26 protein-coding genes are annotated in these 26,131 nt (G+C 70.5%); 16 read left to right on the top strand and 10 right to left on the bottom strand.

From position 1 onward, the window contains the following. Window positions 1–33: 33 nt before the first annotated feature. Window positions 34–627, bottom strand: coding sequence for a helix-turn-helix domain-containing protein (locus tag ACWGI2_RS15780; RefSeq protein ID WP_453695860.1), 594 nt, complete (start codon window positions 625–627; stop codon window positions 34–36). A gap of 89 nt (window positions 628–716) precedes the next feature. On the opposite strand from ACWGI2_RS15780, the gene ACWGI2_RS15775 reads away from it, so the two are divergent. Both ACWGI2_RS15775 and ACWGI2_RS15770 read left to right on the top strand, forming a co-directional pair. Continuing rightward, window positions 717–1,481: an AzlC family ABC transporter permease gene (locus ACWGI2_RS15775; RefSeq protein WP_453695858.1), complete on the top strand. Its 765-nt coding sequence runs from the start codon at window positions 717–719 to the stop codon at window positions 1,479–1,481. Beyond that, window positions 1,478–1,792, top strand: a complete 315-nt coding sequence (locus ACWGI2_RS15770) for an AzlD domain-containing protein (RefSeq protein ID WP_453695856.1) — start codon at window positions 1,478–1,480, stop codon at window positions 1,790–1,792. Before ACWGI2_RS15775 ends, ACWGI2_RS15770 begins: the two co-directional genes overlap by 4 nt. Here the strand turns inward: ACWGI2_RS15770 and ACWGI2_RS15765 are convergent. Continuing rightward, entirely contained in the window at window positions 1,758–3,539 is a 1,782-nt protein-coding gene (locus ACWGI2_RS15765) for an AMP-dependent synthetase/ligase (RefSeq protein ID WP_453695854.1), read from the bottom strand. The two genes, ACWGI2_RS15770 and ACWGI2_RS15765, sit on opposite strands and share 35 nt — an antisense overlap. Before the next feature lie 260 nt (window positions 3,540–3,799). Here ACWGI2_RS15765 and ACWGI2_RS15760 point away from each other — a divergent pair, with 260 nt between their 5' ends. The 5 genes from ACWGI2_RS15760 (at window position 3,800) to ACWGI2_RS15740 (ending at window position 7,476) form a co-directional block, all read left to right on the top strand. Continuing rightward, on the top strand, window positions 3,800–4,315 hold the full coding sequence (locus ACWGI2_RS15760) for a hypothetical protein (RefSeq protein ID WP_453695853.1): 516 nt from the start codon (window positions 3,800–3,802) through the stop codon (window positions 4,313–4,315). A gap of 26 nt (window positions 4,316–4,341) precedes the next feature. Further along, window positions 4,342–4,713, top strand: a complete 372-nt coding sequence (locus tag ACWGI2_RS15755) for a hypothetical protein (RefSeq protein ID WP_453695851.1) — start codon at window positions 4,342–4,344, stop codon at window positions 4,711–4,713. Window positions 4,714–4,804: 91 nt separating this feature from the next. Next, a complete protein-coding gene (locus ACWGI2_RS15750) occupies window positions 4,805–5,851 on the top strand; it encodes an AraC family transcriptional regulator (protein ID WP_453397572.1) in 1,047 nt (348 codons plus the stop codon). Between the two features lie 87 nt (window positions 5,852–5,938). Continuing rightward, window positions 5,939–7,126: a lipase family protein gene (locus tag ACWGI2_RS15745; protein WP_453397573.1), complete on the top strand. Its 1,188-nt coding sequence runs from the start codon at window positions 5,939–5,941 to the stop codon at window positions 7,124–7,126. 68 nt (window positions 7,127–7,194) lie between these two features. Next, window positions 7,195–7,476: a DUF1876 domain-containing protein gene (locus tag ACWGI2_RS15740; protein WP_453397574.1), complete on the top strand. Its 282-nt coding sequence runs from the start codon at window positions 7,195–7,197 to the stop codon at window positions 7,474–7,476. A gap of 77 nt (window positions 7,477–7,553) precedes the next feature. Here the strand turns inward: ACWGI2_RS15740 and ACWGI2_RS15735 are convergent, their stop codons facing one another. Then, window positions 7,554–8,435, bottom strand: a complete 882-nt coding sequence (locus tag ACWGI2_RS15735; protein WP_453696740.1) for an AraC family transcriptional regulator — start codon at window positions 8,433–8,435, stop codon at window positions 7,554–7,556. A gap of 85 nt (window positions 8,436–8,520) precedes the next feature. Beyond that, a complete protein-coding gene (locus ACWGI2_RS15730) occupies window positions 8,521–8,940 on the bottom strand; it encodes an ATP-binding protein (RefSeq protein WP_453695849.1) in 420 nt (139 codons plus the stop codon). A gap of 123 nt (window positions 8,941–9,063) precedes the next feature. On the opposite strand from ACWGI2_RS15730, the gene ACWGI2_RS15725 reads away from it, so the two are divergent. The 3 genes from ACWGI2_RS15725 to ACWGI2_RS15715 all read left to right on the top strand — a co-directional run bounded on the left by ACWGI2_RS15725 (window position 9,064) and on the right by ACWGI2_RS15715 (window position 11,888). Further along, the gene (locus ACWGI2_RS15725) at window positions 9,064–9,930 is read left to right on the top strand and encodes a helix-turn-helix domain-containing protein (protein WP_453397576.1); all 867 of its coding nucleotides are present in this window, start codon (window positions 9,064–9,066) and stop codon (window positions 9,928–9,930) included. Continuing rightward, window positions 9,927–10,187: a DUF397 domain-containing protein gene (locus ACWGI2_RS15720; RefSeq protein ID WP_453695848.1), complete on the top strand. Its 261-nt coding sequence runs from the start codon at window positions 9,927–9,929 to the stop codon at window positions 10,185–10,187. The genes ACWGI2_RS15725 and ACWGI2_RS15720 overlap by 4 nt, the downstream gene beginning before the upstream one ends. A gap of 360 nt (window positions 10,188–10,547) precedes the next feature. Continuing rightward, entirely contained in the window at window positions 10,548–11,888 is a 1,341-nt protein-coding gene (locus ACWGI2_RS15715) for a fibronectin type III domain-containing protein (RefSeq protein WP_453695846.1), read from the top strand. Between the two features lie 59 nt (window positions 11,889–11,947). Here the strand turns inward: ACWGI2_RS15715 and ACWGI2_RS15710 are convergent, their stop codons facing one another. From ACWGI2_RS15710 to ACWGI2_RS15695, 4 genes are all read right to left on the bottom strand, one after another. Next, on the bottom strand, window positions 11,948–12,607 hold the full coding sequence (locus tag ACWGI2_RS15710) for a maleylpyruvate isomerase N-terminal domain-containing protein (protein WP_453695845.1): 660 nt from the start codon (window positions 12,605–12,607) through the stop codon (window positions 11,948–11,950). A 63-nt stretch (window positions 12,608–12,670) separates the two neighbouring features. After that, on the bottom strand, window positions 12,671–14,311 hold the full coding sequence (locus tag ACWGI2_RS15705; RefSeq protein WP_453696739.1) for an alpha/beta hydrolase: 1,641 nt from the start codon (window positions 14,309–14,311) through the stop codon (window positions 12,671–12,673). A 152-nt stretch (window positions 14,312–14,463) separates the two neighbouring features. Beyond that, window positions 14,464–16,374 (bottom strand): AMP-dependent synthetase/ligase, encoded by a 1,911-nt coding sequence (locus ACWGI2_RS15700; RefSeq protein ID WP_453695843.1) that lies wholly within the window; start codon window positions 16,372–16,374, stop codon window positions 14,464–14,466. Window positions 16,375–16,511: 137 nt separating this feature from the next. Then, window positions 16,512–17,801: an acetyl-CoA C-acetyltransferase gene (locus ACWGI2_RS15695; RefSeq protein WP_453695841.1), complete on the bottom strand. Its 1,290-nt coding sequence runs from the start codon at window positions 17,799–17,801 to the stop codon at window positions 16,512–16,514. Window positions 17,802–17,873: 72 nt separating this feature from the next. Between ACWGI2_RS15695 and ACWGI2_RS15690 the strand changes: the two genes are divergently transcribed. Both ACWGI2_RS15690 and ACWGI2_RS15685 read left to right on the top strand, forming a co-directional pair. Further along, a complete protein-coding gene (locus ACWGI2_RS15690) occupies window positions 17,874–19,187 on the top strand; it encodes a 3-oxoacyl-ACP reductase (protein ID WP_453695840.1) in 1,314 nt (437 codons plus the stop codon). Between the two features lie 305 nt (window positions 19,188–19,492). Then, on the top strand, window positions 19,493–20,302 hold the full coding sequence (locus tag ACWGI2_RS15685; protein ID WP_453695838.1) for a MaoC family dehydratase: 810 nt from the start codon (window positions 19,493–19,495) through the stop codon (window positions 20,300–20,302). Here the strand turns inward: ACWGI2_RS15685 and ACWGI2_RS15680 are convergent. After that, on the bottom strand, window positions 20,299–20,982 hold the full coding sequence (locus ACWGI2_RS15680; RefSeq protein WP_453696737.1) for a TetR/AcrR family transcriptional regulator: 684 nt from the start codon (window positions 20,980–20,982) through the stop codon (window positions 20,299–20,301). The two genes, ACWGI2_RS15685 and ACWGI2_RS15680, sit on opposite strands and share 4 nt — an antisense overlap. Window positions 20,983–21,131: 149 nt before the next feature. Between ACWGI2_RS15680 and ACWGI2_RS15675 the strand changes: the two genes are divergently transcribed. The 4 genes from ACWGI2_RS15675 to ACWGI2_RS15660 all read left to right on the top strand — a co-directional run bounded on the left by ACWGI2_RS15675 (window position 21,132) and on the right by ACWGI2_RS15660 (window position 24,444). Further along, window positions 21,132–21,650, top strand: a complete 519-nt coding sequence (locus ACWGI2_RS15675) for a hypothetical protein (protein WP_453397584.1) — start codon at window positions 21,132–21,134, stop codon at window positions 21,648–21,650. A 90-nt stretch (window positions 21,651–21,740) separates the two neighbouring features. Continuing rightward, entirely contained in the window at window positions 21,741–22,589 is an 849-nt protein-coding gene (locus ACWGI2_RS15670) for a DUF4097 family beta strand repeat-containing protein (protein ID WP_453397585.1), read from the top strand. Between the two features lie 65 nt (window positions 22,590–22,654). Continuing rightward, complete coding sequence (locus ACWGI2_RS15665; RefSeq protein ID WP_453695836.1) at window positions 22,655–23,656, top strand: ATP-binding cassette domain-containing protein; 1,002 nt, start codon at window positions 22,655–22,657, stop codon at window positions 23,654–23,656. Further along, a complete protein-coding gene (locus ACWGI2_RS15660; protein ID WP_453695835.1) occupies window positions 23,653–24,444 on the top strand; it encodes an ABC transporter permease in 792 nt (263 codons plus the stop codon). Before ACWGI2_RS15665 ends, ACWGI2_RS15660 begins: the two co-directional genes overlap by 4 nt. 83 nt (window positions 24,445–24,527) lie before the next feature. On the opposite strand, the gene ACWGI2_RS15655 is transcribed toward ACWGI2_RS15660, so the two are convergent. Continuing rightward, a complete protein-coding gene (locus tag ACWGI2_RS15655; RefSeq protein ID WP_453695833.1) occupies window positions 24,528–25,889 on the bottom strand; it encodes a dicarboxylate/amino acid:cation symporter in 1,362 nt (453 codons plus the stop codon). Window positions 25,890–26,131 lie beyond the last annotated feature (242 nt).

The following is a 26,131-nucleotide window of genomic DNA, read 5'->3' as shown; positions in this document are numbered from 1 at the left end:
TGTCGCGCCGTTCCTCGCGCCCCTATGGGGCGTCTAGTTGTGTTGCATGATCAGTACGAACGTTGTGTTCGGGGTCAGGGCCTCGTACACGTGGGGGACGTCGCCTCTGTATGACATGTAGTCCCCTGCGGCCAGTTCCACCGTTTCGTCTCGTGGGCCCGCCAGTAGTCGGCCCGTGCTGACGATCAGGTGTTCCACCGAGCCGGGGATGTGCGGGTCGGACTCCCGGGCGGAACCCGGTTCCATCGCCCCGTGGTAGATGTCGCGCCGCACACCTGCGGGCCCCGCCGACAGCAGCGTCCCCGCATACGAGGCGCGCTCGGCATGCATCGTCGGGCCCTGGCCCGCCCGGATCACCGTCACCTCGGGCGCGGGCGACTCCACCAGCACGCTGAACGGCACGCCCAGCCCCACCGCCAGGGCCCACAGCGTCTCGATGCCGGGGTTGCCCGTGGCCGCCTCCAGCTGGGACAGCGTCGACTTCGCGACGCCCGCGCGCTTGGCCAGCTCGGAGAGGGAGAGCCCCGCCTTGGCCCGCTCCCGGCGCAACGCCGCCGCCACCCATTCGCGAGGCAGCCGGGATCGGACGGTGCCGTCGCTCTTGCCCTCGCCCTTGTCGTCAGTCATGCCGTCAGTCGCTCCCTCATTGCCGTTCGTCGTAGCGGACCAATCGTTCGTCTTGACGAACGGGGCCTGCCCCAGCCATCCTACGACGTATGCGTTCGCCACACCGAACATACAGCCCATCACAGCGAACGAACGACGGTTTCGTGCGCCTCTCCCATCTCCCCCGCGGCGTCCTGCGCGACATCGCCCTCGTCTGGCTCGCCGACGCCGTCGTCGGCGTCTCCTTCGGCGCGATCGCCGTCGCGGGCGGCCTGCCCGTCTGGGTGCCGGTCCTGATGTCGCTGCTCGTGTACGCGGGCTCCGCCCAGTTCAGCGCGGTCGGCATCCTCGCGGCGGGCGGCGGTCCGGTCGCCGCCGCGGCCACCGGCCTGCTGCTCAACTCCCGCACGGCCGCGTTCAGCCTGGCCGTCGCCGACAGCCTGGGCCGGTCCTGGGCCGCACGCTTCCTCGGCGCGCACCTCATCACCGACGAGACGGCGGCCTTCGTCCTCGCGCAGCCCGACCAGAAGCGGCGCAAGGCCGCGTTCTGGATATCCGGGCTCGGCCTGTTCGCCGTATGGAACGTCAGCGTTCTCGGCGGCGCGCTCGCCGGGTCCGTCATCGGCGACACCGCACGCTTCGGGCTCGACGCCGCGTTTCCCGCGGTGCTCCTCGCCCTGGTCCTTCCCGCACTGCGCGGCGACAGCATGACGCGGCGGGCCGCAGCCGCCGGTGCCGTCATCGCGGTCGCCGCGGCCCCGTGGCTGCCCGCCGGGGTGCCGGTACTGCTCGCCCTGCTGGGGCTCCTCGCTGCGCGGCGCGGACCGGGCCGCCCCTCGCGCCCTTCCCGCCTCCCCGAGAGGAGCGCCTCGTGAACGCCTACCTCGCCTGCATCCTCGTACTCGCCGCCGGTACCTACGCCTTCCGCCTCGCGGGCCCTGTGCTGCACGGGCGGGTGGAACTCCCCGCCCGCGTCCAGGAGTTGCTGGCCGTCGGGGCGACCGTCCTGCTCGTCGCGCTGCTCGCCACCGGTGCGCTCACCGAGGGCCACGGTTTCGCCGGGTGGGCGCGGCCCATCGGTGTGCTGGCCGGCGGGATCCTCGCCTGGCGGAAGGCCCCCTTCGCCGTGGTCGTGGTCGGCGCGGCGGCGACTACGGCGTTGTTGCGCCTGGCTGGGGTGTCGTAGCCGCCGGACGACCCGTGCCGTACAGGCCCTCCACCACCCCCGCGTACCGCTCCGTCACCGCCCGCCTCCGTACCTTCAGGCTCGGCGTCAGCAGCCCGTCCTCCACCGTGAAGTCCGCGTCCAGCAGGGCGAATTCGCGGATGCGGGCCGGGTGCGAGACCGTCGCGTTCGCCTCGTCCACCGCCTCCTGGACCAGGGCGCGGGCGCGGGGGTCCTGCGCGAGCGGCTCCGTCAGCGTCACGCCCTCCCGCTCCGCCCAGGCCGCGACCTCCTCCGTGTCCAGCGTGATCAGGGCCACCGGGTAAGGGCGCTTGTCGCCGACCATGACCGCGCGCGACACGAAACGCGAGCGCTGGATGGCCAGTTCGCTGAGGGACGGGGTGAGGTTCTTGCCGCCGGAGGTGATGATCAGGTCCTTCTTGCGGCCGGTGATGCTGAGGTAGCCGTCGGCGTCGACCGCACCCAGGTCGCCCGTGTGCAGCCAGCCCTCCTCGTCCAGGGCGTCCCCCGTCGCGGCCGGGTCGGCGTGGTAGCCGGGGAAGATCATCTCTCCCCGGGCCAGGACCTCTCCGTCCTCCGCGATGCGGACCTCGCAGCCCGCGACGGGGCGGCCGACCGTGCCGTAACGGACCGCCCCCGGGTGGTTGAGGCTGATCACGCCGGCCGACTCGGTCATCCCGTACCCCTCGTAGACCGCGATTCCGCAGGCCCTCAAGAAGTCGACGACGTGCGGCGCGATGGGCGCGCCGCCGGTCAGCGCCCACCGGACGCGCCCTCCGAGCGCCTGCCGGACCAGGCCGTAGAGGGCCTTGTCCGCTGCCTCGTACGCGTCCTGGAGCGAGGGCGGCAGGACGCCGTCCGCCGCCAGGACCCCGATGCGTACCGCTTCCTCGAACCGCTCGCGGCCCCCCTCCTGGGACTCCGCGAGGGAGAGGACCACGGAGTACACCTTCTCGAACAGGCGCGGCACGGACGGCAGATGCGTGGGCCTGGCCTCGGCCAGTTCGGCGACGACGTTCTCGATCTTCCCGCCGAAGAAGCACAGCTCGCCGCCCTGGATGAGCGTCGTGAACTCGATGAGCTGGGCCAGGAGATGGGCGAGCGGGAGGTAGAGGTACGTGGAGTCGCCGGGGCCGCCCTGGATCAGCGGGAGGGTGGCTGACTGGACGGCGCCCAGGTTGCCGTGGGTCAGGAGGCAGCCCTTGGGCAGGCCTGTGGTGCCTGAGGTGTAGATGATGGTGGCGAGGTCGGCGGGGGTGCGGGTCCGGGCTCGATCCAACAGGGCGTCCGGCGGGCCGAGTTCCGTCTGCCGCTCGCGCTCCGTCATGAGCAGCACGTGCCGTACGCCCTCCAGCCGCGGCCGCAAGCGCTCGATCTTCGCCGCCTGCGCGGCGTTCTCACAGATCACCACCGACGCGCCGGAGTCCCCGATGACCCACTCGACCTCCTCGTCCCCCGCCGTCGGGTAGACGGGGACGACCACCGCGCCCGCCGCGAACGTGGCGAAGTGGGCGTAGGTCCACTCGGGGCGCGTCTCGGCGAGGATCGCCACGCGGTCGTCCGGGCGGACATCGAGCGCCAGCAGCTCCCGCCCGCAGTCCCGTACGCGCTCCCGCAGTTGCTCGTACGAGACCTCCTCCCACGCCCCGCCTCCGGACTTGAACCGGAGGGCGGGCAGCTTGCCGTGGCGGTCGGCCGCCCACTCGGTGAGGACGGCCAGGGTCTCGGGACGCTCCGTGGGCTGCATGCGTATGACGCTAGGGACAGTGCGGGCGGTCGAGGGATGACGGGAAGCGTCAGCGGGGTTGGCCGCGAAGCTCAACCCGCGGCGGCCCGAAGATCCTCAGCGGCCCCTCAGAGGACCCTCAGAAGATCCTCAAAACCCTTGTTGCCCCAGGGGCCCCGGCACCAGTATCCCTCCCAAGCCCGCCGCCCAACCGCCCCTGACCAGGGCGGTATCGACCGGCGCCGGCCATCGCGTCGCGATGAACAAAAAGGGGAACACATATGTCCATATCGAGAACCGTCCTGCGCACCGCCGCGTTGTCCGTCACCGCGGCCCTCGCTCTCGCCGCCACCGGACCGATCGCCTCCGCCACCGAGGCCGCCAACACCCGCGCCGCCGAACAGCAAGCCGCTGAAAGCGTCCCGGAGATCGTCGAAGAGGGTCTGGAGGAGCGACTGGGGGCGCTTCCCCAGAACCCGACGAACCAGCAGCTCGTCGAAGCGATGTACCCGGGCGACGAGGCGGCCCAGAAGGCGGCGCTCACCCAGCTCGCGCCGCAGGGCGTGCAGCTGCGCGGCTGGAACACCGCCTGGAAGGTGACCAAGTGCGTGGGCGCGATCGGCGCCTTCATCGCGGGCAATGCCCTGCTCGTCACCAAGGCCACCAAGTTCGGCGGCGTGCTCAAGGGTGCCAAGCTCATCGTGCAGGCCGGCAACAAGGAAGAGCGGCTCAAGCTGCTCGTCGCCATCTTCGGCGAGGTCACCGGCATCTCCACCGTCGCCACCGCCTGCGGCTGAGGAAGGGGGAGGAGACCATGGAGATCATGGAGACCACTTTCAAGGCCTCGTTCATGCTGGCCGTCGCCGCCGAGGTCGTCCTGGTCGCCGTCCTGGTCTTCCAGGTCTGGCGCAAGGAGCGGCACGGCGGTGAGTCGCCGCTCGTGTTCACCGGCGGCGACGCGCTGGCCGGTGCCGCGCTGTTCGGCGGCACGATGACGCTGACGGCGCTGTTCTCCGACGGCTGGAGCGGGTTGTCGACCACCGACACCCTGCTGTACGCGGTGACGTTCGGCATCGTCACCGCGGGGTTCGCGACCTTCCTGCGCCGGGCGGACAAGGGGCGCCCCGAGTACGGGCGCATCGCCTTCCTGCTGCCCGTGGGCTTCGGGGTGCTCGCGGGCCTGGCCGGAGTCTGACACCCGAGGCGTGGCTATGGGGCGGTGCACCTCCCCGTAGCCGCGCCGCGCGGCTGGTTCGAGAAGAGGCGCGACGGGGGAAGGAAACCCCATGCCCAGCCGGACCATCACCGTCCACCACGTCCGCGCCATGCTGCACGGCGCCGAGCGCCACGGGATCGACACCGTCCCGCTGCTCCGCACCGCCCAGATCCCCCCGCTCCTGCTCGGCGACGACCGGGCCCGCATCACCGAGGTCCAGTTCGCCCGCCTCTTCCGGGAGCTGTACCGCGCCACCGGCGACGAGTTCCTCGGCCTCGGCTCGGCCGTCAGCAGGCCGGGCACCTTCGCGATGATGTGCCACGCGTCCCTCGGCTGCCGTGACCTGGGCGCCGCGATGGAGCGTGGCGTCACCTTCTACGGGCTGTTTCCGGGCGGCCCCGACCTCACGCTTGAGCACCGCGGGACGGGCAGCGCCGTCTTCGCCGTACGCAACGACCTCGAACGGGACTACTTCCTCGCCGAGTGCCTCGTCATCATCTGGCACCGCCTGTGCAGCTGGCTGATCGGGCGCCGCATCCCGCTCCACTGGGCCGAGTTCGGGCATCCCCCGCCCCCGCACAAGGACGAGTACGGACTCCTCTTCGGCTGCCCGGTCCGCTTCGGCGCGCCGCGCACGGGTGCCGGGTTCGACGAGCGCTGGCTGGCCGCGCCGCTGATACGGGACGAGGCGGCGCTCGACGCGATGCTTAACCGCGCGCCGTTCGACCTCCTCTCCCGGCGCGAGTACGGGACGACGGTCGCGGAACAGGTACGCCGCGCCCTCGCCCACGCCCTGCGCACGTCCCCCCGGCTCCCCTCCCTCGGCGAGATCGCCGCCCGCCTCGCGGTGAGCCCCGCGACGCTGCGCCGTCACCTGGCCCAGGAGTCCACCTCGTACCAGCAGTTGAAGGACGCGGTGCGGCGTGACGCGGCGATCGCGGGGCTCGCCGAGGGCACGGAGCCCATCGCCGACCTCGCCGCACGGCTCGGCTTCTCCGAGGACACGGCCTTCCACCGGGCGTTCCGGCGGTGGACGGGGACGACGCCGGGCGCCTACCGCTATGAGAACCGGGGCTATGAGAACCGGGCCTATGAGAACCGGGGTCAACAAAGCTGAGCGCTCCCGCCAGCGCCGGACTTACCCGCGAGTCACTACGGTCGTCGCCTGAACGCCCCAGCCACTGAGGACAGTTGGGAGAGCCGCATGCACGTTCGTACCAGCGCAAGAATCAGTGCGAGAACCAGCGCAAGAGCCCTGGCCGTGGTGGCCGCGCTCGGCCTGTCGGTCGTCACCCCGGTCACGGCGCAGGCCGCACCGGCGGCGGACGCCGCCGCCCCCGGCGACATCGTCAGCTCCGCACCCAGCAGCTTCCACCCCCTCCCCGGCCAGCCGACCCACACCAAGGCCTGGAAGATCAACTACCGGTCGACGACGGCGAAGGGCGAGCCGAACACCGTCTCCGGCACGGTCATCGTGCCCCAGGACGGCAGGAAGGGCCCCCGCCCCCTCATCACGTACGCCGTCGGCACGATCGGCATGGGCGACCACTGCGCCCCGAGCGCCGGCTTCCCCCGGGGGACCACCTTCGAAGCCAACCTCATCCAGCAGCTCACCCTGCGCGGCTGGGCCGTGGCCGTGACGGACTACGAAGGCCTCGGCACCCCCGGAGACCACACCTACACGGTCGGCAAGGCCGAGGGACACGCCATGCTGGACGCCGCCCGCGCCGCGATCCGCCTCCCGGACGCCGGGCTCGGCGAGGACACCCCGGTCGGCATCATGGGCTACTCGCAGGGCGGGCAGGCCTCCAGCTGGGCGGCCGAGCTGCACGGTTCGTACGCCCCCGACCTGAAGGTCAAGGGCACGGCCACCGGCGGCGTCCCCGGCGACCTGATGAAGGTGGCGGACTTCAACGACGGTTCGTACGGCTCGGGCCTGATCTTCATGGCGGCCATCGGCCAGAACGCGGCCTTCCCCGAGCTGAACCTGGAGTCGTACCTCAACCCGGCGGGCAAGAAGCTGATCGGCACCCTGCGCAACAGCTGTGTGGCGGACGGCGCGGTGCTCGGCGCCTTCAAGAAGATCTCCGACATGACGGTGAAGAACCCCCTCGACCAGCCGGACTGGCAGCAGCGCCTGCGCGAGTCGACGGTCGGCACACGGGCGCCGGACGCGCCGGTCTACCAGTACCACGCGCTCGCCGACGAGCTGATCCCGTACGGCGTGGGCAAGAAGGTCCGCACGGACTGGTGCGCCAAGGGCGCGAACGTGGAGTGGCACACGGTCCCGCTCGGCGAGCACGTCTCCGGGGTGATCACGCAGTCACCGCTGGCGGCGAACTGGCTGGCCGACCGCTTCGCCGGAAAACCGGCGCGGGGCAACTGCCAGTAGTCACCCGAGCCGCCCGCTGGACCGCCGCGGGCGGCCGGGCGCACCCTGGAAGCAGGGGGTCGGAGGTGATGGTCATGGTGATGAAGACAGCTGTGGGCTGGCACGTGGAGATGGAATTCGAGGAGGACGCCCACCGCACCCGTGCGGCAGCCCTCGTAAGACTCCCCGACGGGAACGAGGTGCGGGCGCACGGATACGCGAGCCGGCACCCCTCCGACTCGTCCCAGCCACGGGTCGGCGAGGAGATAGCGGGGGCGCGGGCGCTGAACGAGCTGGCGATGCAGCTCCTGACGAAGGCGCACGACGAGATCGACGAGGCCTCGGGCAGGACGTCGCACGCGCTGAGGTGAGGTGTCGTGAGGTGACGTGAGTGAGCCGGTGACGTCGGTGTGCGGCGGGCAGGCGCCTGCCCGCCGCGCACCGACGCTCAGGCCGCCGTCCGCTTCACCGGAATCCACAGCTCCGCGTCCGCCCGCGTCCCGTCGTCCGAGAGGCGGGTCCGCAGGATCTCGGGCCCCGGCCTGCTCTGGTACGGGTTCGACGGGAACCACTGCGTGAACACGTCCCGCCACAGGTACTGGAGCGTCTGCGGGAACGGCCCCTCGCTCTCGAAGACGGCCCAGGCCCCGGCGGGGACGGTGAGGGCGTCCATGTCGTCCGGCACAGTGCCGTCCGTGCCGGTCACCACGCCGTGCCAGTAGTCGAGTTCGGTCCCCTCGGCGCGGCTAGCGTCCAGATCGTCGCTCACCGAGACGATCCCCTCCGGCCCTTCCGCCCCCTGACCCGACAGGCTCTCGATACGCCGCAGCGTCTCCTGGCCGATCCCCCGGATGAACTCCGCGATGGCCGGGTTCATGCCCTCGTGCACGAGCGGAACTCGCGCCTTCCTGCCGACGACACGGAACTCGTCCCTGTCCACAACCCGGTACTGCATGCTGCTGCTCCCTTCGACGATGAGGCGGAAGGACATCCGCGGCTGGGAGCGCAGAGCCGCGCCGTCCCGCCTGGCCTCGCCGGGGCCGACCCCGTGCATCCCGCGGAACGCCCGCGCGAACGCCTCGCCCGACGAGTAGCCGTAGCGCACGGCGACTTCGAGCAGCGTCCGCTCCCCGGCAAGCACCTCGGCCCCCGCGACGGTCAGCCGCCTGCGCCGGATGTACTCCGACAGCGGCATCCCCGCCAGCGCGGAGAACAGCCGCCGGAAGTGGTACTCCGACGTCACCGCCGTCCGCGCCAGCTCGGCCACGTCGATCCGCTGATCGAGGTGGGCCTCGATGTGCTCCATGGCCTGGTTCAACCGCTCCAGCACCCCGGACTCCTTCCCTTTCACACCCATCACGCTAGGAAGGACCCACCCTGCCGGACCCGACATCCTGTGCCCGGTCCGATCGGGCTCACGCCCGCAGCTCGGCCCAGACCGTCTTGCCGATCAGTCGCTCCGTGACGCCCCACGTTGCGGCGGTCGCTTCGACGAGACGCAGCCCCCGGCCCGACTCCGCCTCGGGATCTGGCGGGCACAACTGCGGGACGCGGTCGCCGCGGGCGTCCGACACCTCGATACGCAGCGTGCGCGCGGACTCCGTGTAGGTGAGGCGGAGTTCGAAGTCCCTTCCGGGTACGTGGCCGTGCGTGACGGCGTTGGCAGCCAGCTCGGCGGTGATGTGCGCTGCTGCGTCGGAGAGGTCGCTGCCGTGCGGGATGCCCCAGGCTTCCAGCTGGTGGGCGGCGAGACGCCGGGCGAGGCGGGCGCCTCTGCGGGTGGGGCTTAGGCGCTGCGCGAACTGCATTTGGGGGGTGGAGATTTGGGATTTCATGTAACGGAGCGTGGTCGTTGCGCTCTACGCTGACCAGGTACGACGCCGCGACGGAGCGTAGCTGTATGAGTGCGTTCGGTTGGGCGTATGAGGTGTCGACCGTGACTGCGGGGCGGTACGGATATGGCGAGTGCGGATCGGGAAGAGCGGCCGGAAAGGCCCGCCGAGGCGGACGGCACAGCGCATCTCTTCAGCGCGCTGGGCAAGCAGATCAAGGTGCTGCGTGAGCACGCGGGCCTGAGCCAACGGGATCTGGGCAAGGCGGCGCATTGCGGGGAGGCGCTGATCTCGTCCATGGAACGAGGGGTCCGGACTCCGCAGCCGGAGTTTCTGATCAGGGCAGATGAATTGCTCGACGCCAGGGGCGTGTTGGCGGCGGCTGTGGATGACGTACGGGAGGCGCAGAAGAGGGCGCGGACGCGGCACCCGGACTGGTACCGGGGGTACGCGAAGCTGGAGGCGGAGGCGGTTGAGCTGCACCACTACTGCAACCAGGCGGTGCACGGACTACTGCAGACCGAGGAGTACGCGCGGGCCGTCTTCTCCCACCGGCGGCCACTGCTGGATGAGGAGACCGTCGAGAGGCGAGTTGCCGACCGGCTGGCCCGCCAGCAGATCTTCGAGCGCTGGCCTTCGCCGTCCTTCAGTTACGTACTGGAGGAGGTGGTACTTCAGCGGCCGATCGGCGGTCGAGTCGTCCAGCAAGCCCAGTTGCGGCATCTGCTACGCATGGCCCGGAAACGGACTGTGGAGATCCATGTGCTCCCTACTGACAGCGAGGAACACCCCAACCTGGACAGCGCCTTCAACCTCCTCACACCGAAGGGGCACCAAGAGGTGGCCTACACAGAGACCCAAGGACACCCCCGACTGATCACTGATCCAGAAGAGGTCCGCCTCATCGCCGACCGCTATGGGAGCATGCGCGGAATGGCTCTCAATCCGCGGGAGTCCCTAGCCATGATCGAGAAGATGCTGGGGGAACAATGAGCACCAAGGAACTGCACTGGTTCAAGTCCAGCCACAGCAGCGGCGAAGGCGGCGACTGCCTCGAAGTGGCCTACGCCTGGCGCAAGTCCAGCCACAGCAGCGGCGAAGGTGGCGAATGCGTAGAGGTATCCCCCTGCCCCCACGCCATCCACGTACGCGACTCCAAGAACCCCGAAGGCCCCAACTTTACGGTCAAGCCCGCCACTTGGACCGCCTTCGTCGCCCAGGCGGCGGCGGCAGGCCACCGCCTCGGCTGACGGGCCGCCCGGGGGCCGCCCACCAGGACGCCCCTCGGGCAGCACCACGACCCGCTTGCCGGTCACGTTCCGTCCGTCGGCCCTCTTGTCTCCGACGCACAGCGTGTCGCCCTTGTAGCAGCCGTTGCCATCCGCCCGCCGCGGATGCGGGGGTAGAGCCCGTGATCGGGACGCGGAAACACCACCCACCCCCAACACGCCACCAACAGGTGGTAGCTCGTGCCGCCTCCCATCTCCCGGTCATGTACAGCTACAGTTCCTTGCCCCCACGGCACAGCACAGCACCACCAACTCCCCCCACGACTGCACCCCTAACTCCCGTACTGCGTACGTGGTTCCACCGGAAAGGGAACGCCAGCCGTGTCCAAACGCCGCCCTCTCAGACCCGCAGCCGTCGCCTCCGCGGCAGCGGTAGTCATTCTCGCCCTCGGATTAACCGGCACCGCGCACGCGACCGCGCCTGCCTCGGCCGCCAGTTCCGTCAAGGCTGTCGGTGACGATCCGGACCAGCCCGAGAACCCCCTGTACGACGCCCCCGAGGGTTTTTACGTCACGTCCGGGCGTGAGTCCGTCTCCCTCTCCTGGAGTTCACTCTCCGCGGCCACCGGCTACGAGGTCTACCGCGCCGAGGCGGAGGGCACTGAACCGGACGAGGTCGGGCCCTACGAACTGCTCGACACCGTCTCCACAAGCTCGTACAGCGACACCGCGGGCGACGCCGACGTCTCGTACGCCTACAAGATCCGCGCCCGGGACGACGCCGGTCACTTCTCGCCCTACACCGAACCCCTCCGCGGCACCCGGGACACCGTCTCCCCCTTCGCGCCGCGAGACCTCACCAATGCCCGCGAGGACGAGCGCGGTGTGACGCTGACGTGGCGCACCGGCGACTCGGACTCGGTGAAGTACGTCCTGTACCGGGCGGAGTCCCCCAACGCCCAGCGCACGAAGGTCGGTTCGACGACGTCGCTGACCTTCCGTGACACGAAGGGCGAGGCGGGCCGCACGTACCTGTACGAGGTGCGGGGTGTCGACGCCGTCGGGAACGAGTCCGAGGCGTCGAACGCCGTGAACGGCACCAAGGCCGTCGGCTCCAGCACCGCGCCCAAGGCGCCCACCCTGGGCAACGCCCAGCTCGTGGGCAACCGGCTCTCGCTGTCGTGGACGCAGAGCCCGTACGTGCCGGTCTCCTCCTACACCGTCTACCGCTCCAAGACCTCGCCGGTGGACATCACCGACCCGGCCAACCGCGTGGCCACCACGACGAGTACCGGGTACACCGCCACGGTGGGCGAGGGCGCGGACGAGCGGGACTACTACTACGCCGTCGTCGCCACGTCCTCGTACTCCGTCGCCTCGCCCGCCTCCGCGTCGGTCAAGCCGACGTACTCGGAGCCGCGTCCGCCGGGCGCCACCCAGGTCTACGAGATCACGCCGGGCGCGGGCAGTGTGAGCCTCAACTGGTACGGGGTTCCGTCCGGCGGCAACGAGGCACCCGTGACCGGCTACCGCGTGTACCGCTCCACGAGTCCCGGCATCACCAAGGACAACGCCGAGTTCACCCACTCCACCAGCAGCACGGAGTACGTGGACCGCGGCCTGACGGGCGGCACGAAGTACTACTACGCCGTCGCCACCGTCAACGCGGACGGCCTGGAGTCCGCCCTCTCCCCCGAGGTGTCGGCCACACCGACCGGCTGACGTGAGCCGGGGCCGGGCGGCGCGCCGTCTCCCGGCCCCGGAGCAGCCCGCTCCAGGGCCTAGCCCCGAGGCTCCCCGTACCAACGCCACGACGTACGCCGCGCCTGTCCCGGCAGCTCGCCCCGCCCCGTCGCCCACAACAGCGTCGGCCAGGGCTCATCGCCCGAGGGGACATCGGGGAACAGGCGGTGGAGGACCCTGGCGCACACATCGGCGGGCGGCGCCCACTCAAGGCCGAGGCCCTCGGTGAGGTCGTACGCGTGGACGAGGGTCTCCACCGCCCCCATCGCGGCGAAGCCCTCAGGGTCGGAGACTCCGAAGCCGTGATAGGAGCGGGTCTCCGGAGGCACCGTGCGCACCATGGCGATCAACAGCGCCCCGCTCGCCTCAAGCACCTGAAGCAGCCCGGCGGGACCCGCGGCCCGGTCCGCGTGAATGGCGTTGGCGGGGCCACCGGGCCTGCGGGGCTCCCAGACGAAGGGCACCTCGCCCGCCAAGGGCGGTTGCCGCGGGCCGAGTTGGGCCGCGTACGCGAAGAGATCGTCGGCGAGGTGCTCCACGGTCTCCCAGCAGTCCCACTCCAACGACCCCGCCTTGCCGTCCCAGGCGGCCGGGGGCGCCTCACGGAGGGCGGCAAGGGCGAGCTGGACGACCCGATCGAGGTCATCGGGGGTCACGGGGCCGGGAGTGGCGGCATCTTGTTCGGCTTGTCGGCGCATGCGGGAACGGTAGCCGCATGCGGGAACGGTACCCGCGGGGCGGCCTCCGGCCACCGGGGGGCGTTATTCCTCCTCGTCCGCCCCGCAGGAACTCCCGGTGCGCGGCATCTCCCCGTACAGCAGGAACCCGTCCACCTTCTCCCGCACGCACTTCGACCCGGCGTAACCGGTGTGCCCGTCGCCCTTGTTGTCCAGGACGACCGCCGCCGAGCCGAGCCGCTCCGCGGTCTCCTCGGTCCAGCGGTACGGCGTCGCCGGGTCGCCCCGGGTGCCGACGAGGAGGAAGTCGGGGCTCTTCACGTCGCGTACATCATCGCGGATGTAGTCCGTACCGGCGGGCCGCCCGTAACAGAAGAGGACCGGCATCAGCATCGACTGCCCGAAGATCGCCGACGTCGACTCGAACTCCGCCTGGAGCTTGCCGACTTCCTTCTCCAGGCTCTTCGCGTCGGGCCGGTCCGGATCGTCGGCGCAGTTCACGGCCATCAGCGCGGCGGCCATGTTGTCGGCGGGAACATCCTCCGGCGCCCGCCCGCGCACCCCCGCGAGTCCGCTGCCGGGATTCTGGTGAGCCAAGGACCCGCTCATCCGCAGCAGGGCCCTGGGGTCCCCGTCCGCCAGCAGCGCGCCGAGTGCCTGCGAGAGCGCGGGCCACGACTGCCTGCTGTAGAGCGCCTGGCCGAGTACGTCCACGACGTCCTGGCCCGTGAACTCCGCGCCGTCCGAAGACTGGAGCGGATACCTGTCGAGCCCCTTGATCACTTCGACCATGTTGTCGCGTGCCGCACGCGAGTCGGTGCCGAGCACACAACCAGCATTGTCTGTGCACCACTTGATGAAGTTGTCGAGGGCGGTCTGCCGTCCCTCCGCGCTCACCAGGGCCTGCTCCGCGACGTCCTCGGTCAGCGTGTCCACACCGTCGAGGACCATCCGCCCGACGTTCTTCGGGAACTGGGCGGCGTAGACGGCGCCGAGCCGCGTCCCGTACGAGAAGCCCAGGTAGTTGAGTTTCTTGTCGCCGAGCACCTGGCGCATGACGTCCAGGTCGCGCGAGACGTTGACGGTCCCGACGTACGGAAGGACGGGCCCGGACTCCTTCTTGCACGCCTCGGCGATCTTGCGCATCTCGTCGAGTACGGCACCAGGGTCATCGGAGTCCCCCTCCATCTGCGGCTCCTCGGCACCCGCGTCCCCGCAGCTGACGGGCGAACTCTCGCCCACGCCGCGGGGGTCGAAGGAGACCACGTCGTACCCCTTGCCGAGATACTCGAACTCCTTCTGCGAGTTGAGCAGACCGGAGACCCCCGCGCCGCCGGGCCCACCGAAGTTCAGCAGGAGCGAGCCGCGGGGCTTGCCGCTGGACTTGATGCGGATCATGGCCAGCTTGACCGTGCCGCGCCCGGGTTTCGCGTAGTCGAGGGGAACGGTGATCTTGCCGCACTGGATGCTCTTGTCCTTGGGGACGGCGGTGGCGTCGGTCTCGGACATGAGGCCCGCCCCGTCTCCCTCGCAGGCGCCCCATTTGATCTTCTGCGTGTAGTAGCGGGAGAGGTTGGGCGAAGGGGTGGGCGAAGGGTCGGAATCGCCCGCGGAGCTCTCGGGCGCCGCGCTCTCGTCCGGCAGCCCGGCTTCCGTACCAGGCAGCCCTGCTTCCGTTCCAGGCAGCCCGGCTTCCGTGCCCGGCAGCCAGGCCCCTGTCCCCATGACGGCCAGCGCTGTCACGCCGGCGAGTGCTACAGCTCCACGCACGGCAACCTCCCTGGGTCTGCCCCTCGATCACCCTAAGCGCGGGGCAGCGGCCCCGCCCGTTCAGGTGACAGCGAGTGACATTCACTACCGTGCGTGTCCACCCCGTATCACTTTGCGTGTCCGTAGAGCCCTTCGATCTCCTCGGCGAAGTCCCGCTCGATGGCGTCCCGCTTCAGCTTCAGGGACGGGGTCAGATGCCCGCTCGCCTCCGTGAAGTCCACGGGAAGCACGGCGAACCGCCGAATGGACTCGGCCCGCGACACGAGCTTGTTGGCCTCGTCGACGGCACGCTGCAACGTCTCGCGCAGATCGGCGTCATCCACCAGAGCGGCAAGGCCCGTGTGCTCCGTGAGCACCTTCTTCTTCATGCGGCACCAGTGAGCGATGCCGTCCGCTTCCAGGGTGAGCAGGGCGGTGATGTAGGGCCGGTCGTCGCCGACGACCATGCACTGGCCGACCAGCGGGTGGGCGCGCAGCCAGTCCTCCAGCGGGGCGGGCGCCACGTTCTTGCCGCCGGTGGTGATGAGGATGTCTTTCTTGCGCCCGGTGATGGAGAGATATCCGTCGGCGTCGAGGGCGCCGATGTCCCCGGTCGCGAACCACTCCCCCTTCGCGGGCACCGCACGCCCGGCCTGCCCGTCCCAGTACCCGCCGAAGACCTGCCCTCCGGCGAGCAGCACCTCACCGTCGTCCGCGATCCGCACGCGCGTGCCCGGCAGCGGCCACCCCACCGTCCCGAGCTTCGGCTTCAGCGGCGGGGTCACGGTCGCGGCAGCGGTGGTCTCCGTCAGCCCGTACCCCTCGAAGATCTCGATGCCCGCCCCCGCGTAGAACGCGGCGAGCCGGCGCCCCAGCGGTGAGCCGCCGCAGATCGCGTACCGCACCTTGCCGCCGAGGGCCGCGCGGATCCGCCGGTAGACGAGCGGGTCGTACAGCGCGCGGGCCAGCCGCAGCCCGAAGGCAGGCCCGGGACCTGTGCCGTGCTGCTCCGCCTCGACCGCCTCGCCGTAGCGGACGGCGATGCGGGCGGCGCGGTCGAAGGAGGAGGCGCGGCCCATCTTCTCGGCGGTGGCGCGCCCGGTGTTGAAGACCTTCTCAAGGACGTACGGGATGGCGAGCAGAAAGGTGGGCCGGAAGCCGCTCAGATCCGCCAGCAGATCCTCGGTCTGAATGCTGGGCGCGTGCCCGAGCCGCACCCGCGCGCGCAGACAGCCGACGGCGACCATGCGCCCGAAGACATGGGAGAGCGGCAGGAAGAGCAACGTGGAGGCGGGCTCTTTGCTGACGGACTTGAAGACGGGATGGAGCAGCTCGATGGCGTTGTCGACTTCGGCGAAGAAGTTGCCGTGGGTCAGGACGCAGCCCTTGGGCCGCCCGGTGGTGCCGGAGGTGTAGATGAGGGTGGCCACGGAGTCGGGCCCCAACTCGGCTCGCCTGCCCTCGACTTCGGCATCGGCGATCCCGGCCCGCCGCCCCAGCTCGGCGAGCCGCCGCACGTCCCCCTTCTCGAAGGTCCACAGGTGCTCCAGGTCGGGCATCCGGTCGCGCTCGGGCCCGAGCGACGCGGCGAGCGCCGAGGTCTCGACGGCGAGGGCGACGGCGCCGGAGTCCTGGAGTATCCACCGGGTCTGATAGGCGGAGGAGGTCGGATAGACGGGCACGGTGACGAGGCCGGCCGCCCATCCCGCGAAGTCGAGGAGCGTCCACTCGTACGTCGTACGCGCCATGATGGCGAGCCGGTCGCCGGGGCCGAGCCCTTCGGCGATCAACCCCTTGGCCACGGCGAGGACTTCACCGGCGAACTCCTCGGCGGTGACATCCCGCCACCGCCCGTCCTCGCCCTTGCGGGAGAGCACGGCTTCGGTGGGGGCTTCACGGGCGTTGTCGAAGGGGATGTCGGCGAGGGATCCACTCCTGACGACGGGGGCGAACGGCGGCACGGAGACTTCGCGTACGACGCCGTCGAGGTGACGCAGGTGGGGTTCTACGAGGGCGGGCTGGGGGGTGATGGGGGGCATCGGTGGAACTCCTTGGGGGCGAAGAGGGCGGGGAGGGGCTTGGGCTGGGGGCCGGGGGCGTGCCCCCGGTTTCGGGGAAGGGGCGGGCTTGGGGAGCCAACGGCGAGTCACCCCACACCCACTCGCCCCGCCCCCCTTCACCCCCGCTCCAGAATCGCCGTCACCCCCTGCCCACCCGCGGCACAGATCGAGATCAACCCACGCCCAGGAGCCCCCCGTTCGGCCAGGAGCTTCGCCAAGGTGGCGACGATCCGCGCACCGGTGGCGGCGAAGGGATGCCCCGTGGCGAGCGAGGACCCGGCGACGTTGAGCCGCTCCCGGTCCACGACTCCGAGTCCGCGCTTCTCCCAGGCGGCCAGCGTGGCGAGCACCTGCGAGGCGAACGCCTCGTGGATCTCGACGAAGTCGAAGTCCGCGAGCCCGAGCCCCACCCGCTCCAGCATCCGCGGCACGGCGTACGCGGGCGCCATCAGCAGTCCGTCCTCGCCACCGGCGACGTCACCGCCGACGAAGTCGACGGCGGCGGTCTCGTACGCGGTCAGACAGGCAAGGGGTTCGAGCCCACGAGCCTCGGCCCACTCCTCGCTGGCGAGCAGGGCGACGGCGGCCCCGTCGGTCAGCGGGGTCGAATTCCCGGCGGTCATGGTGGGGTTGAGGACCTTCGCCGCCCCCTTCACCCCGAAGACGGGCGTCAGCTTCCCCAGCTTCTCGACGCTGGACCCGGGCCGCAGATTCTGATCCCGCTCAAGCCCCCGGAACGGCACGACAAGCCCGTCCAGGAACCCCCTGTCGTACGCGGCGGCAAGCCGCTGGTGGCTGGCGGCGGCCAGTTCGTCCTGCGCCTCGCGCGTGACGCCCCACGCCTGGGCGGTCACGGCGGCGTGCTCGCCCATCGAAAGCCCGGTGCGGGGCTCCGCGTTGCGCGGGATGTCGGGCACGAGGTGCGAGGGCCGCACGCGGGCGAGCGCCTTGACCCGCTCCCCCGCCGACTTGGCGCGGCGGGCGGACAGGAGGATCTTCCGCAGGGAGTCGTTGACGCCGAGCGGGGCGTCACTGGCGGTGTCCGCTCCGCCCGCAACGGCGGACTCCGTCTGCCCCAGCGTGATCTTGTTGGCGGCGGCGATGACGGCTTGCAGGCCGGTGCCGCAGGCCTGCTGGATGTCGTACGCGGGTGTGGTCGCCGCGAGGCGCGAGCCGAGGACGGTCTCGCGGGCGAGGTTGAAGTCGCGGCTGTGCTTGAGGACGGCACCGGCGACGAACTCCCCGACCACGCCCTCCCCCTCAAGCCCGTACCGCTCCACGAGCCCATCAAGCGCAGCGGTCAGCATCTCCTGATTGGACGCGGTCGCGTACGGGCCGTCGGAGCGCGCGAAGGGGATGCGGCTGCCGCCGATGACCGCCACGCGGCGGGTGGTGGGCAGTTTCATGTCTCGACCAGCTCCTGACCCTTGAGTAACCTTACTCTGAAGTAAATTTACGACCGAGCTGGGAGTTGGACAATGGCCGACCGCTATCTGAACTTCACGGGCACCGCACCCGGCCGCTTCCTCACTCGAAGGCTCGGCCTGCCCCAGCCGTCGGCGCTGCGCCGCTGGTCACCGGAACGCCCGTATCTGGACGGCGAGTTGCTGCACCTCACGGCGGGCGAATCGGCCCACGAGGCGGACCTCTCAAAGATCCTGGAACGCACGGGGCTTACGCCCGTACCCGATTCCACCCACCCGACAGCCGCGATACTGGACGCAACAGGCATAAGCGACACCCCGGGCCTCGCCCTGGTCCACGCGGCACTGCACCCCGTGGTGCGCTCGGTGGCGGAGAACGGCCGCGTGGTGGTCCTCGGCGCCCCGGTCTCGCCGTCAGACCACCACCAGGCGGCGGCGCAACAGGCGTTGGAGGGTTTCGTACGCTCCCTGGGCAAGGAACTGGGCAGGGGCCGCACGGCGACGCTGGTCCGCATGCGCTCGGCGGCGGCCGCGGAGTCGACGCTGCGTTTCCTGCTGTCGCCGAGGTCGGCGTATGTCAGCGGCCAGGTGATCGAGGTGGGGGAAGCGGAGGAGACCCCGTGCGACTGGGCCCGCCCGCTGTCCGGCCGCACGGCGCTCGTCACCGGGGCGGCGCGGGGGATCGGCGAGGCGGTGGCGGAGGTGCTCGCGCGGGACGGCGCGCGGGTGGTCGTACTCGATGTGCCCTCCGCGCAGGCGGATTTGGTACGGGTGGCGGATCGGCTCGGGGGTACGGCGCTGCCGCTGGACATCACGGCGGACGACGCCGGGGAGCGCATGGCTTCGGCGCTGGCGCCGGGCGGCCTTGACGTTCTCGTCCACAACGCGGGGATCACGCGGGACCGGAAGCTGGCCAACATGCCGGCAGAGCGCTGGGATCCGGTCCTGGACGTGAATCTGACGAGCGTGCTGCGTACGACGGACGCGTTGCTGGCGTCGGGGACGCTGAACCGGGGCGGGAGTGTCGTGGCCACGGCGTCGATCGCGGGGATCGCGGGGAATGCGGGCCAGACGAACTATGCCGCGAGCAAGGCGGGGATCATCGGTTTGGTCCGCTCGCTCGCGCCGGGGGCGCTGGCGGAGTACGGGGTGACGGTGAACGCGGTGGCCCCCGGGTTCATCGAGACGAAGATGACGGCGGCGGTTCCTCTCTTCATCCGCGAGGCGGGCCGGAGGATGAATTCCCTTGCGCAGGGGGGACTTCCGGTGGACGTGGCGGAGACCACGGCCTGGCTCTCCTCCCCGGCTTCGGGGGCCGTGAACGGTCAGGTGGTGCGGGTCTGCGGCCAAAGCCTGCTCGGGGCGTAGCCCTCGTATGAACCGCCCCCTACGCGCCCCGCAGCGTCCCCTCCCCGAACAAGCCTTCCCCACCCACCCGCCCGATCACCCCGCATCCACCCTGAACGAACAAGCTTTCCCGCCCACCCACCCGATTGCCCCGCAGCCACCATCGATCAGCCGACGATCGGCTGCAGACGGCGACGCTCGGGAGGGGACGTGCCGGTATGTCTGCCCGGAGCACGGCTCCCCGGAGGCCGGGCCGCACGGACATACCGGCGCGGCCCCGCACCCACAGACAGACCGTTGCCGTACCCGCACCCCGAAAGGACCCCATGCTCGCCCCCCTGCTCCTCCGTGGCGCGATCCTCTCCCCGTTCAAGCGGCCCCGGCCCGACGCCCCCCTCCCCGCCTCACGCCCGACCCTCAGCGGCGTACGCCCCGACGCCGGGCACCTTGCCGCCTACTCCCGCCTCTGCGGCTACCGCACCGCCCCGCACACCCTCCCCCTCACCTACCCCCACGTCCTCAGCTTCCCCCTGGCCATGCGCCTCATGACCACCCGCTCCTTTCCGCTCCCCCTCCCCGGTCTCGTCCACACGTCCATCGAGATCACCCAGCATCGCGCCCCGACCATCGCCGATGACCTTGAACTCGTCGTGTATGCAGGCAAGTTGGCGCCCCACCGTCGCGGTACCGAAGCCACCCTCATCACCGAGGCCCGCGTCGACGGCACCGTCGTATGGACATCCAGCAGCACCTACCTCGCCCGCCACCGCCCCGGCACGCCAAGCGGACCAAAAGCGCCGAGCACACCCGACAGCCGGCCTCTCCCCGCCCTCGCCGAGTGGCCCCTCCCCCGCGACCTCGGCCGCCGCTACGGCGCCGTCTCAGGTGACCGCAACCCCATCCACCTGTACCCCCTCACCGCACGCCTCCTCGGCTTCCCCCGCGCCATTGCCCACGGCATGTGGACCGCGGCCCGCTGCCTCGCGGAGCACGAGACGCAGCAAACTGCGCACGTACGCGTCGACTTCAAGGCTCCCGTACTGCTTCCCAGCACCGTCACCTACGCCACCGACGGCCCTCACTTCGAGCTCCGCGGCAACACCGGAAAGATCCACCTCAGCGGAACCATCCACTAGGGAACCCACCGCCGCCCCTCCATCAACTCCCCCAGCCCCGCCCACGCGAAGTTCATCAGCGTCGCCGCGGCTTCCTTCGCGGACACCGACGTATCCCCGTTCGCCCAGCCGGCGAGCGACTCCGCCGCACCCACCAACGCCTGGGCGAGGCCCGCCACTTCGCGCTCCGCGAGCTCCGGCTTCCGGTGTGCCTCCCGTGCCGCCTCCGCGATCAGTGACGTCACGAACGCCACGATCTCCTCGCGCATCACGGTGACCTCGGCAGCGAACGGCTCCCCCTGCGTCCGCGCCTGCTGATGCAGGACCACCCACGCGTCGGGCCGCTCCGCGGTATGCGTGAAGAACGCCTGCAAGCCGGACCACAGCTGCCGGTCGGCGGGCCCGCCCCCGCTCACCCCGCCCCGCACCGCCGCGACCAACGCCGCGGCCTCCCGCCGGATGCACGCCGTGAACAGCTCTTCCTTGGAGTTCAGGTACAGGTACACCAGCGGCTTCGAGACCCCCGCGACCTCCGCGATCTCGTCCATGGAGGCCGCCCGGTAACCCCGCTGCCCGAAGATCCGCACCGCGGCGTCCAGCATCTGCTGCTCCCGCACGGCCCGCGGCATCCGCTTCTGCCGCTTCCCCGCAGCACCACCGGCCACCCCACCACCGGCCGCCCCGACCGCCCCGGCCTTCATGTCGCCCACCCCGGCGCCCCCTCCCACACAGCCTGTGCACAGAAGGGCCAGCCTACGGTCGGCACCAGATGGCACCACTCGGTGCCGTGCGGTGCCACGCGGCGCCATCAGGGTTGCGCATGGCGCCACGGTGGTGCCATGATGACGTCATGGACCTCACCCCGTATGTCGACACCCTCCGCCGCGAACTCGCGGTGGCCGCCGAAGCCGGCGGGGAAGACGCTCGCGAGCTGGCCGACCGGCTCACCGCTCCCCTGGAGTCGGCGACCCGGCTGACCATGCTGAACGTACTCTCGGCCGCCATGGACGAGATCACCCGCGAGCTCGCCCCCGGCTCGGTCGACGTACGGCTGCGTGGGCTCGACCCCGACTTCGTGGTGACGCTGCCGCCCGGCGACAGTGGCACCACCGTGGAGCCGGCCGCGCCCGTCGAACCGTTCAGGACCCCGGCCCCGGCCGACGGCGACGAAGGCGGCACCGCCCGCGTCAACCTCCGCCTGCCTGCCCACCTCAAGGCCCGCGCCGAGGAGGCCGCCGGGCGCGAGGGCCTCTCGGTCAACGCGTGGCTGATCCGCGCCGTGTCGGCCGCGGTCGACGGCGACACCCGGCCGCGTACGACGCAGAAGAGCCAGACGATCGGACAGAGCATCACGGGCTGGGTGCGCTAGCCACGCCCCGGCCCCGCCCCTCCCACCACTTCACCCACACCACGTCCCACCAGCGGGGACGCCCCAAAGACTCAAGAGGACGGGACAGCCATGCCTTCTTTCGACACTCCCGAACCGATCTCGGTCATGGCGCACGTGGGGGCCGGTTCCATCCGGTTCACCGCCGGCGCCCGGCCTGACACCGTCGTCGAGGTCGCGGCCCAGAACCCGAAGAGGGACAAGGACGTGCGGGCCGCAGAGCAGACCGAGGTCACGTACGCGAGCGGCGTTCTGAACATCAGGACGAAGGAGCGCCTCATCATCGGTCCCACCGGCGCCGTCGACGTGACGGTCGAACTGCCCACGGGCTCCCACGTCGAGGTGAGCGGCTCCTGGACCCAGGTGCTCGGCGAGGGCAGGCTCGGCAAGGTCCGCGTGAAGGCCTCGACCGGCGACGTCCGCCTCGACACGACCGGGCCGCTCCATCTGACCGTCTCCCACGGCTCGATCACCGTCGACCGGGCCGAGGGCGCGGCGGAGATCACCACCAGCTCCGGCAGCATCCGCGTCGGCCTCGTCGAAGGCTCCGCCGTACTGAAGAACTCGCACGGCAACACCACCGTCGGCACCGCGACCGGCGACCTGCGGGTGAGCGGCGCCAACGGCGCCATCGAGATCGCGCGCGCCGAGGGCTCGGTCACCGCGACCAACGCCCACGGTGCCCTGCGCATCGCCGAAGCCGCCCGCGGCACCGTCCAGTTGGAGACCAACTACGGCGCCATCGAGGTCGGCATCCGCGCGGGCACGGCCGCCTGGCTCGACGTCAGCTCCGACAAGGGGCAGGTGCGCAACCTGCTCACCTCGTCCGAGGGCCCGGAGGAGACCGAGGACACCGTCAAGATCCGCGCCCGCACCCGGCACGGAAACATCGACATCGTCCGCGCCCGCACCCTCGCCTGACAACGCAGGCCCCACAGACGCACAGCACCCCTTCACCCCACCTCAGCCTTCGATCGGGAGGGCCCATGCCTTCATCTGTCATGTCCACGTCCAGTCAGAACAACGGCACCCCGCCCTCGGCAGCCGTCTCCGCCGCCGGTCTGCGCAAGTCCTACGGCGACAAGACCGTCCTCGACGGCATCGATCTGCGCATCCCGGCGGGATCCGTGTTCGCGCTGCTCGGCCCGAACGGCGCAGGCAAGACCACCGCCGTGAAGATCCTCTCCACCCTCATCACCGCCGACGGCGGCCAGGCCCAAGTCGCGGGCCACGACATCGCCACGTCACCGGACGGGGTACGTGCCGCGATCGGTGTCACCGGTCAGTTCTCCGCCGTCGACGGCCTGATCACCGGCGAGGAGAACATGCTCCTCATGGCCGACCTGCACCGCCTGCCCAAGCAGGAAGGCCGACGAGTCACCGCCGAACTCCTCGAACGCTTCGACCTCACCGAGGCCGCCAAGAAGCCAGCCTCCACCTACTCCGGCGGCATGAAGCGCCGCCTGGACATCGCCATGACCCTGGTCGGCAACCCGCGAATCATCTTCCTCGACGAACCCACCACCGGCCTCGACCCGCGCTCACGGCACAACATGTGGGGCATCATCCGCGAACTCGTCGCCGACGGCGTCACCGTCTTCCTCACCACCCAGTACCTGGAAGAAGCCGACGAACTCGCCGACCGCATCGCCGTGTTGAACAACGGCAAGATCGCCGCCGAAGGCACCGCCGAAGAACTCAAGCGGGCCATCCCCGGAGGCCACGTACGCCTCCGCTTCACCGACCCGACCGCCTACCAGCACGCATCCAGCACCCTCACCGAAGCGACCCGCGACGACGAGGCCCTCACCCTCCAACTCCCCAGCGACGGCACCCAGCGCGAACTGCGCTCCATCCTCGACTGGCTCGACTCGGAGGGCATCGAGGCGGACGAACTGACCGTGCACACCCCCGACCTCGACGACGTCTTCTTCGCCCTGACCGGCCCGGCCGGCGTCCCCAACCAGTCCAAGGAGAACGTCCGATGAGCGCCCTGTCCCTCGCCGTCCGCGACTCGAACACGATGCTGCGCCGCAACCTCCTGCACGTCCGGCGCTACCCCTCCCTCACCCTGAACGTCCTGCTCACCCCGGTCATGCTGCTGCTGCTCTTCGTCTACATCTTCGGCGACGTGATGAGCGCGGGCATCGGCGGCGGCGGCGCGGACCGCGCCGACTACATCGCCTACATCGTCCCGGGCATCCTGCTGATGACCATCGGCGGCACCGTAGTCGGCACCGCGGTGTCCGTCTCCATGGACATGACCGAGGGCATCATCGCCCGCTTCCGCACCATGGCCATCCACCGCGGATCCGTACTCATCGGGCACGTCGTCGGCAGCGTGTTGCAGGCGGTCGCCAGCGTGGTCCTCGTGGGCGCCGTCGGGGTCGCCATCGGCTTCCGGTCCACGGACGCGACGGCGCTGGAGTGGCTGGCCGCGTTCGGGCTGCTCGTCCTGTTCACCCTGGCACTGACCTGGGTCGCCGTCGGCATGGGACTGGCCAGCCCGAACGTCGAGGCCGCCAGCAACAACGCGATGCCGATGATCCTGCTGCCGCTCTTCTCCAGCGCCTTCGTCCCCGTCGGGTCCATGCCGGGCTGGTTCCAGCCGATCGCCGAGTACCAGCCGTTCACCCCGGCCATCGAGACCCTGCGCGGCCTGCTCCTGGGCAGCGAGATCGGCAACAGCGGGTGGATCACGATCGCCTGGTGCGTGGCGCTCTCCGCGCTCGGCTACCACTGGTCGAAGGCGATCTACAACCGCGACCCGAAGTAGCCGGAAGACACGACCCCCGCACCGGACGTGCCCCCGTACCCAGACATGGGTACGGGGGCACGTCGCGGTCGAGCCGGGGGACGTCAGGCGGCGGCAGGCACCGTCTGCGGCTCGTCGACAGACCCGTCGAACTCGTCGAGCGGCGAAGCCGACGCGTTCTCGTAGGCCTCACGGTCGAGAATCTTCTCGCGGGCGGCGACGATCACCGGGACAGCGGCCTGTCCCGCCACGTTCGTGGCCGTACGCATCATGTCCAGGACCGGGTCGATGGCGAGCAGCAGGCCCACGCCCTCCATCGGCAGGCCCAGCGTCGACAGGGTCAGGGTCAGCATGACCGTGGCGCCCGTCAGACCGGCCGTGGCCGCGGAACCGACCACCGACACGAAGGCGATCAGCAGGTACTCCTTGATGCCCATCTGCACGTCGAAGATCTGCGCGACGAAGATCGCGGCGATCGCCGGGTAGATCGCGGCGCAGCCGTCCATCTTCGTGGTGGCGCCGAACGGCACCGCGAAGGACGTGTACTCCTTCGGTACGCCGAGCCGCTCGGTGACCTGCTGGGTGACCGGCATCGTGCCGACCGAGGAGCGCGAGACGAAGGCCAGCTGGATCGCGGGCCAGGCGCCCTTGAAGAACTGCAGCGGGTTGACCTTGGCGACCGTGGAGAGCAGCAGCGGGTAGACGCCGAACATCACGATGGCGCAGCCGATGTAGATGTCGGCGGTGAACGTCGCGTACTTGCTGATCAGGTCCCAGCCGTAGTCGGCGATGGCGAAGCCGATGAGGCCGATGGTGCCGATCGGCGAGAGCTTGATGACCCACCACAGGGCCTTCTGGAGGAGGGCGAGCACCGACTCGCTCAGGTCCAGGATCGGCTGCGCCTTGTCACCGATCTTCAGTACGGCGATACCGGCGACGGCGGCCATGAAGACGATCTGCAGGACGTTGAGCTCGGTGAACGGCGTGATGACGTCCGTCGGGATGATCCCGGTGAGGAAGTCGATCCAGGAGCCCGCCTCGTCCGGCTTGGCGCCGTCCTTGGGGGTGAGGCCGGTGCCGGCGCCGGGGTTCGTGATGAGGCCGATCGCGAGGCCGATGACGACCGCGATGAGCGACGTGATCATGAACCAGACCAGCGTCTGCGAGGCGAGCCGCGCCGCGTTGTTGACCTTGCGCAGGTTGGTGATGGACACCAGGATCGCGAAGAAGACGAGCGGGGCGACCGCCAGCTTCAGGAGCCCGATGAAGGTGCTTCCGACCTTGTCCAGGGTGGTGACGAGCCAGGACACGTCCTGGCTGCGGGCCAGCCAGCCGAGCAGGACACCGAGGACCAGACCGCCGAGGATCTGGGCCCAGAAGGGCAGCTTGAGGAACTTGGGTATCCGGGAGCCGGACTTCGGCTGCTCGACCTTGTCGGCCGGGGATACGGGGGAGTTCGCGGACACGGACACACTCCGGGTAATGGCGGGGGACGTGAGGGAGCGGCGACCGTGAGGGGTCAGAAGGAACGGCCGTGACGGCGCCGCCGCAATGCAGATGTCACTTGGTGCTTGTCGCTCGCGCTGCTGTTCAACTCGCTCGCGCAGGTCAACGACGGCAACGACAGGCCGCGGACATGCAGCGGCAGAGATCGACATGCAGGCGCGCCACGAGCGGGACGCTCATGGCGATGCGGTGCGCGGCTGCT

The organism is Streptomyces sp. NPDC054866, from assembly GCF_053610745.1.
The sequence above is the reverse complement of the archived record's forward strand: the minus strand, read 5'-3'. Positions and strand labels throughout refer to the sequence as shown.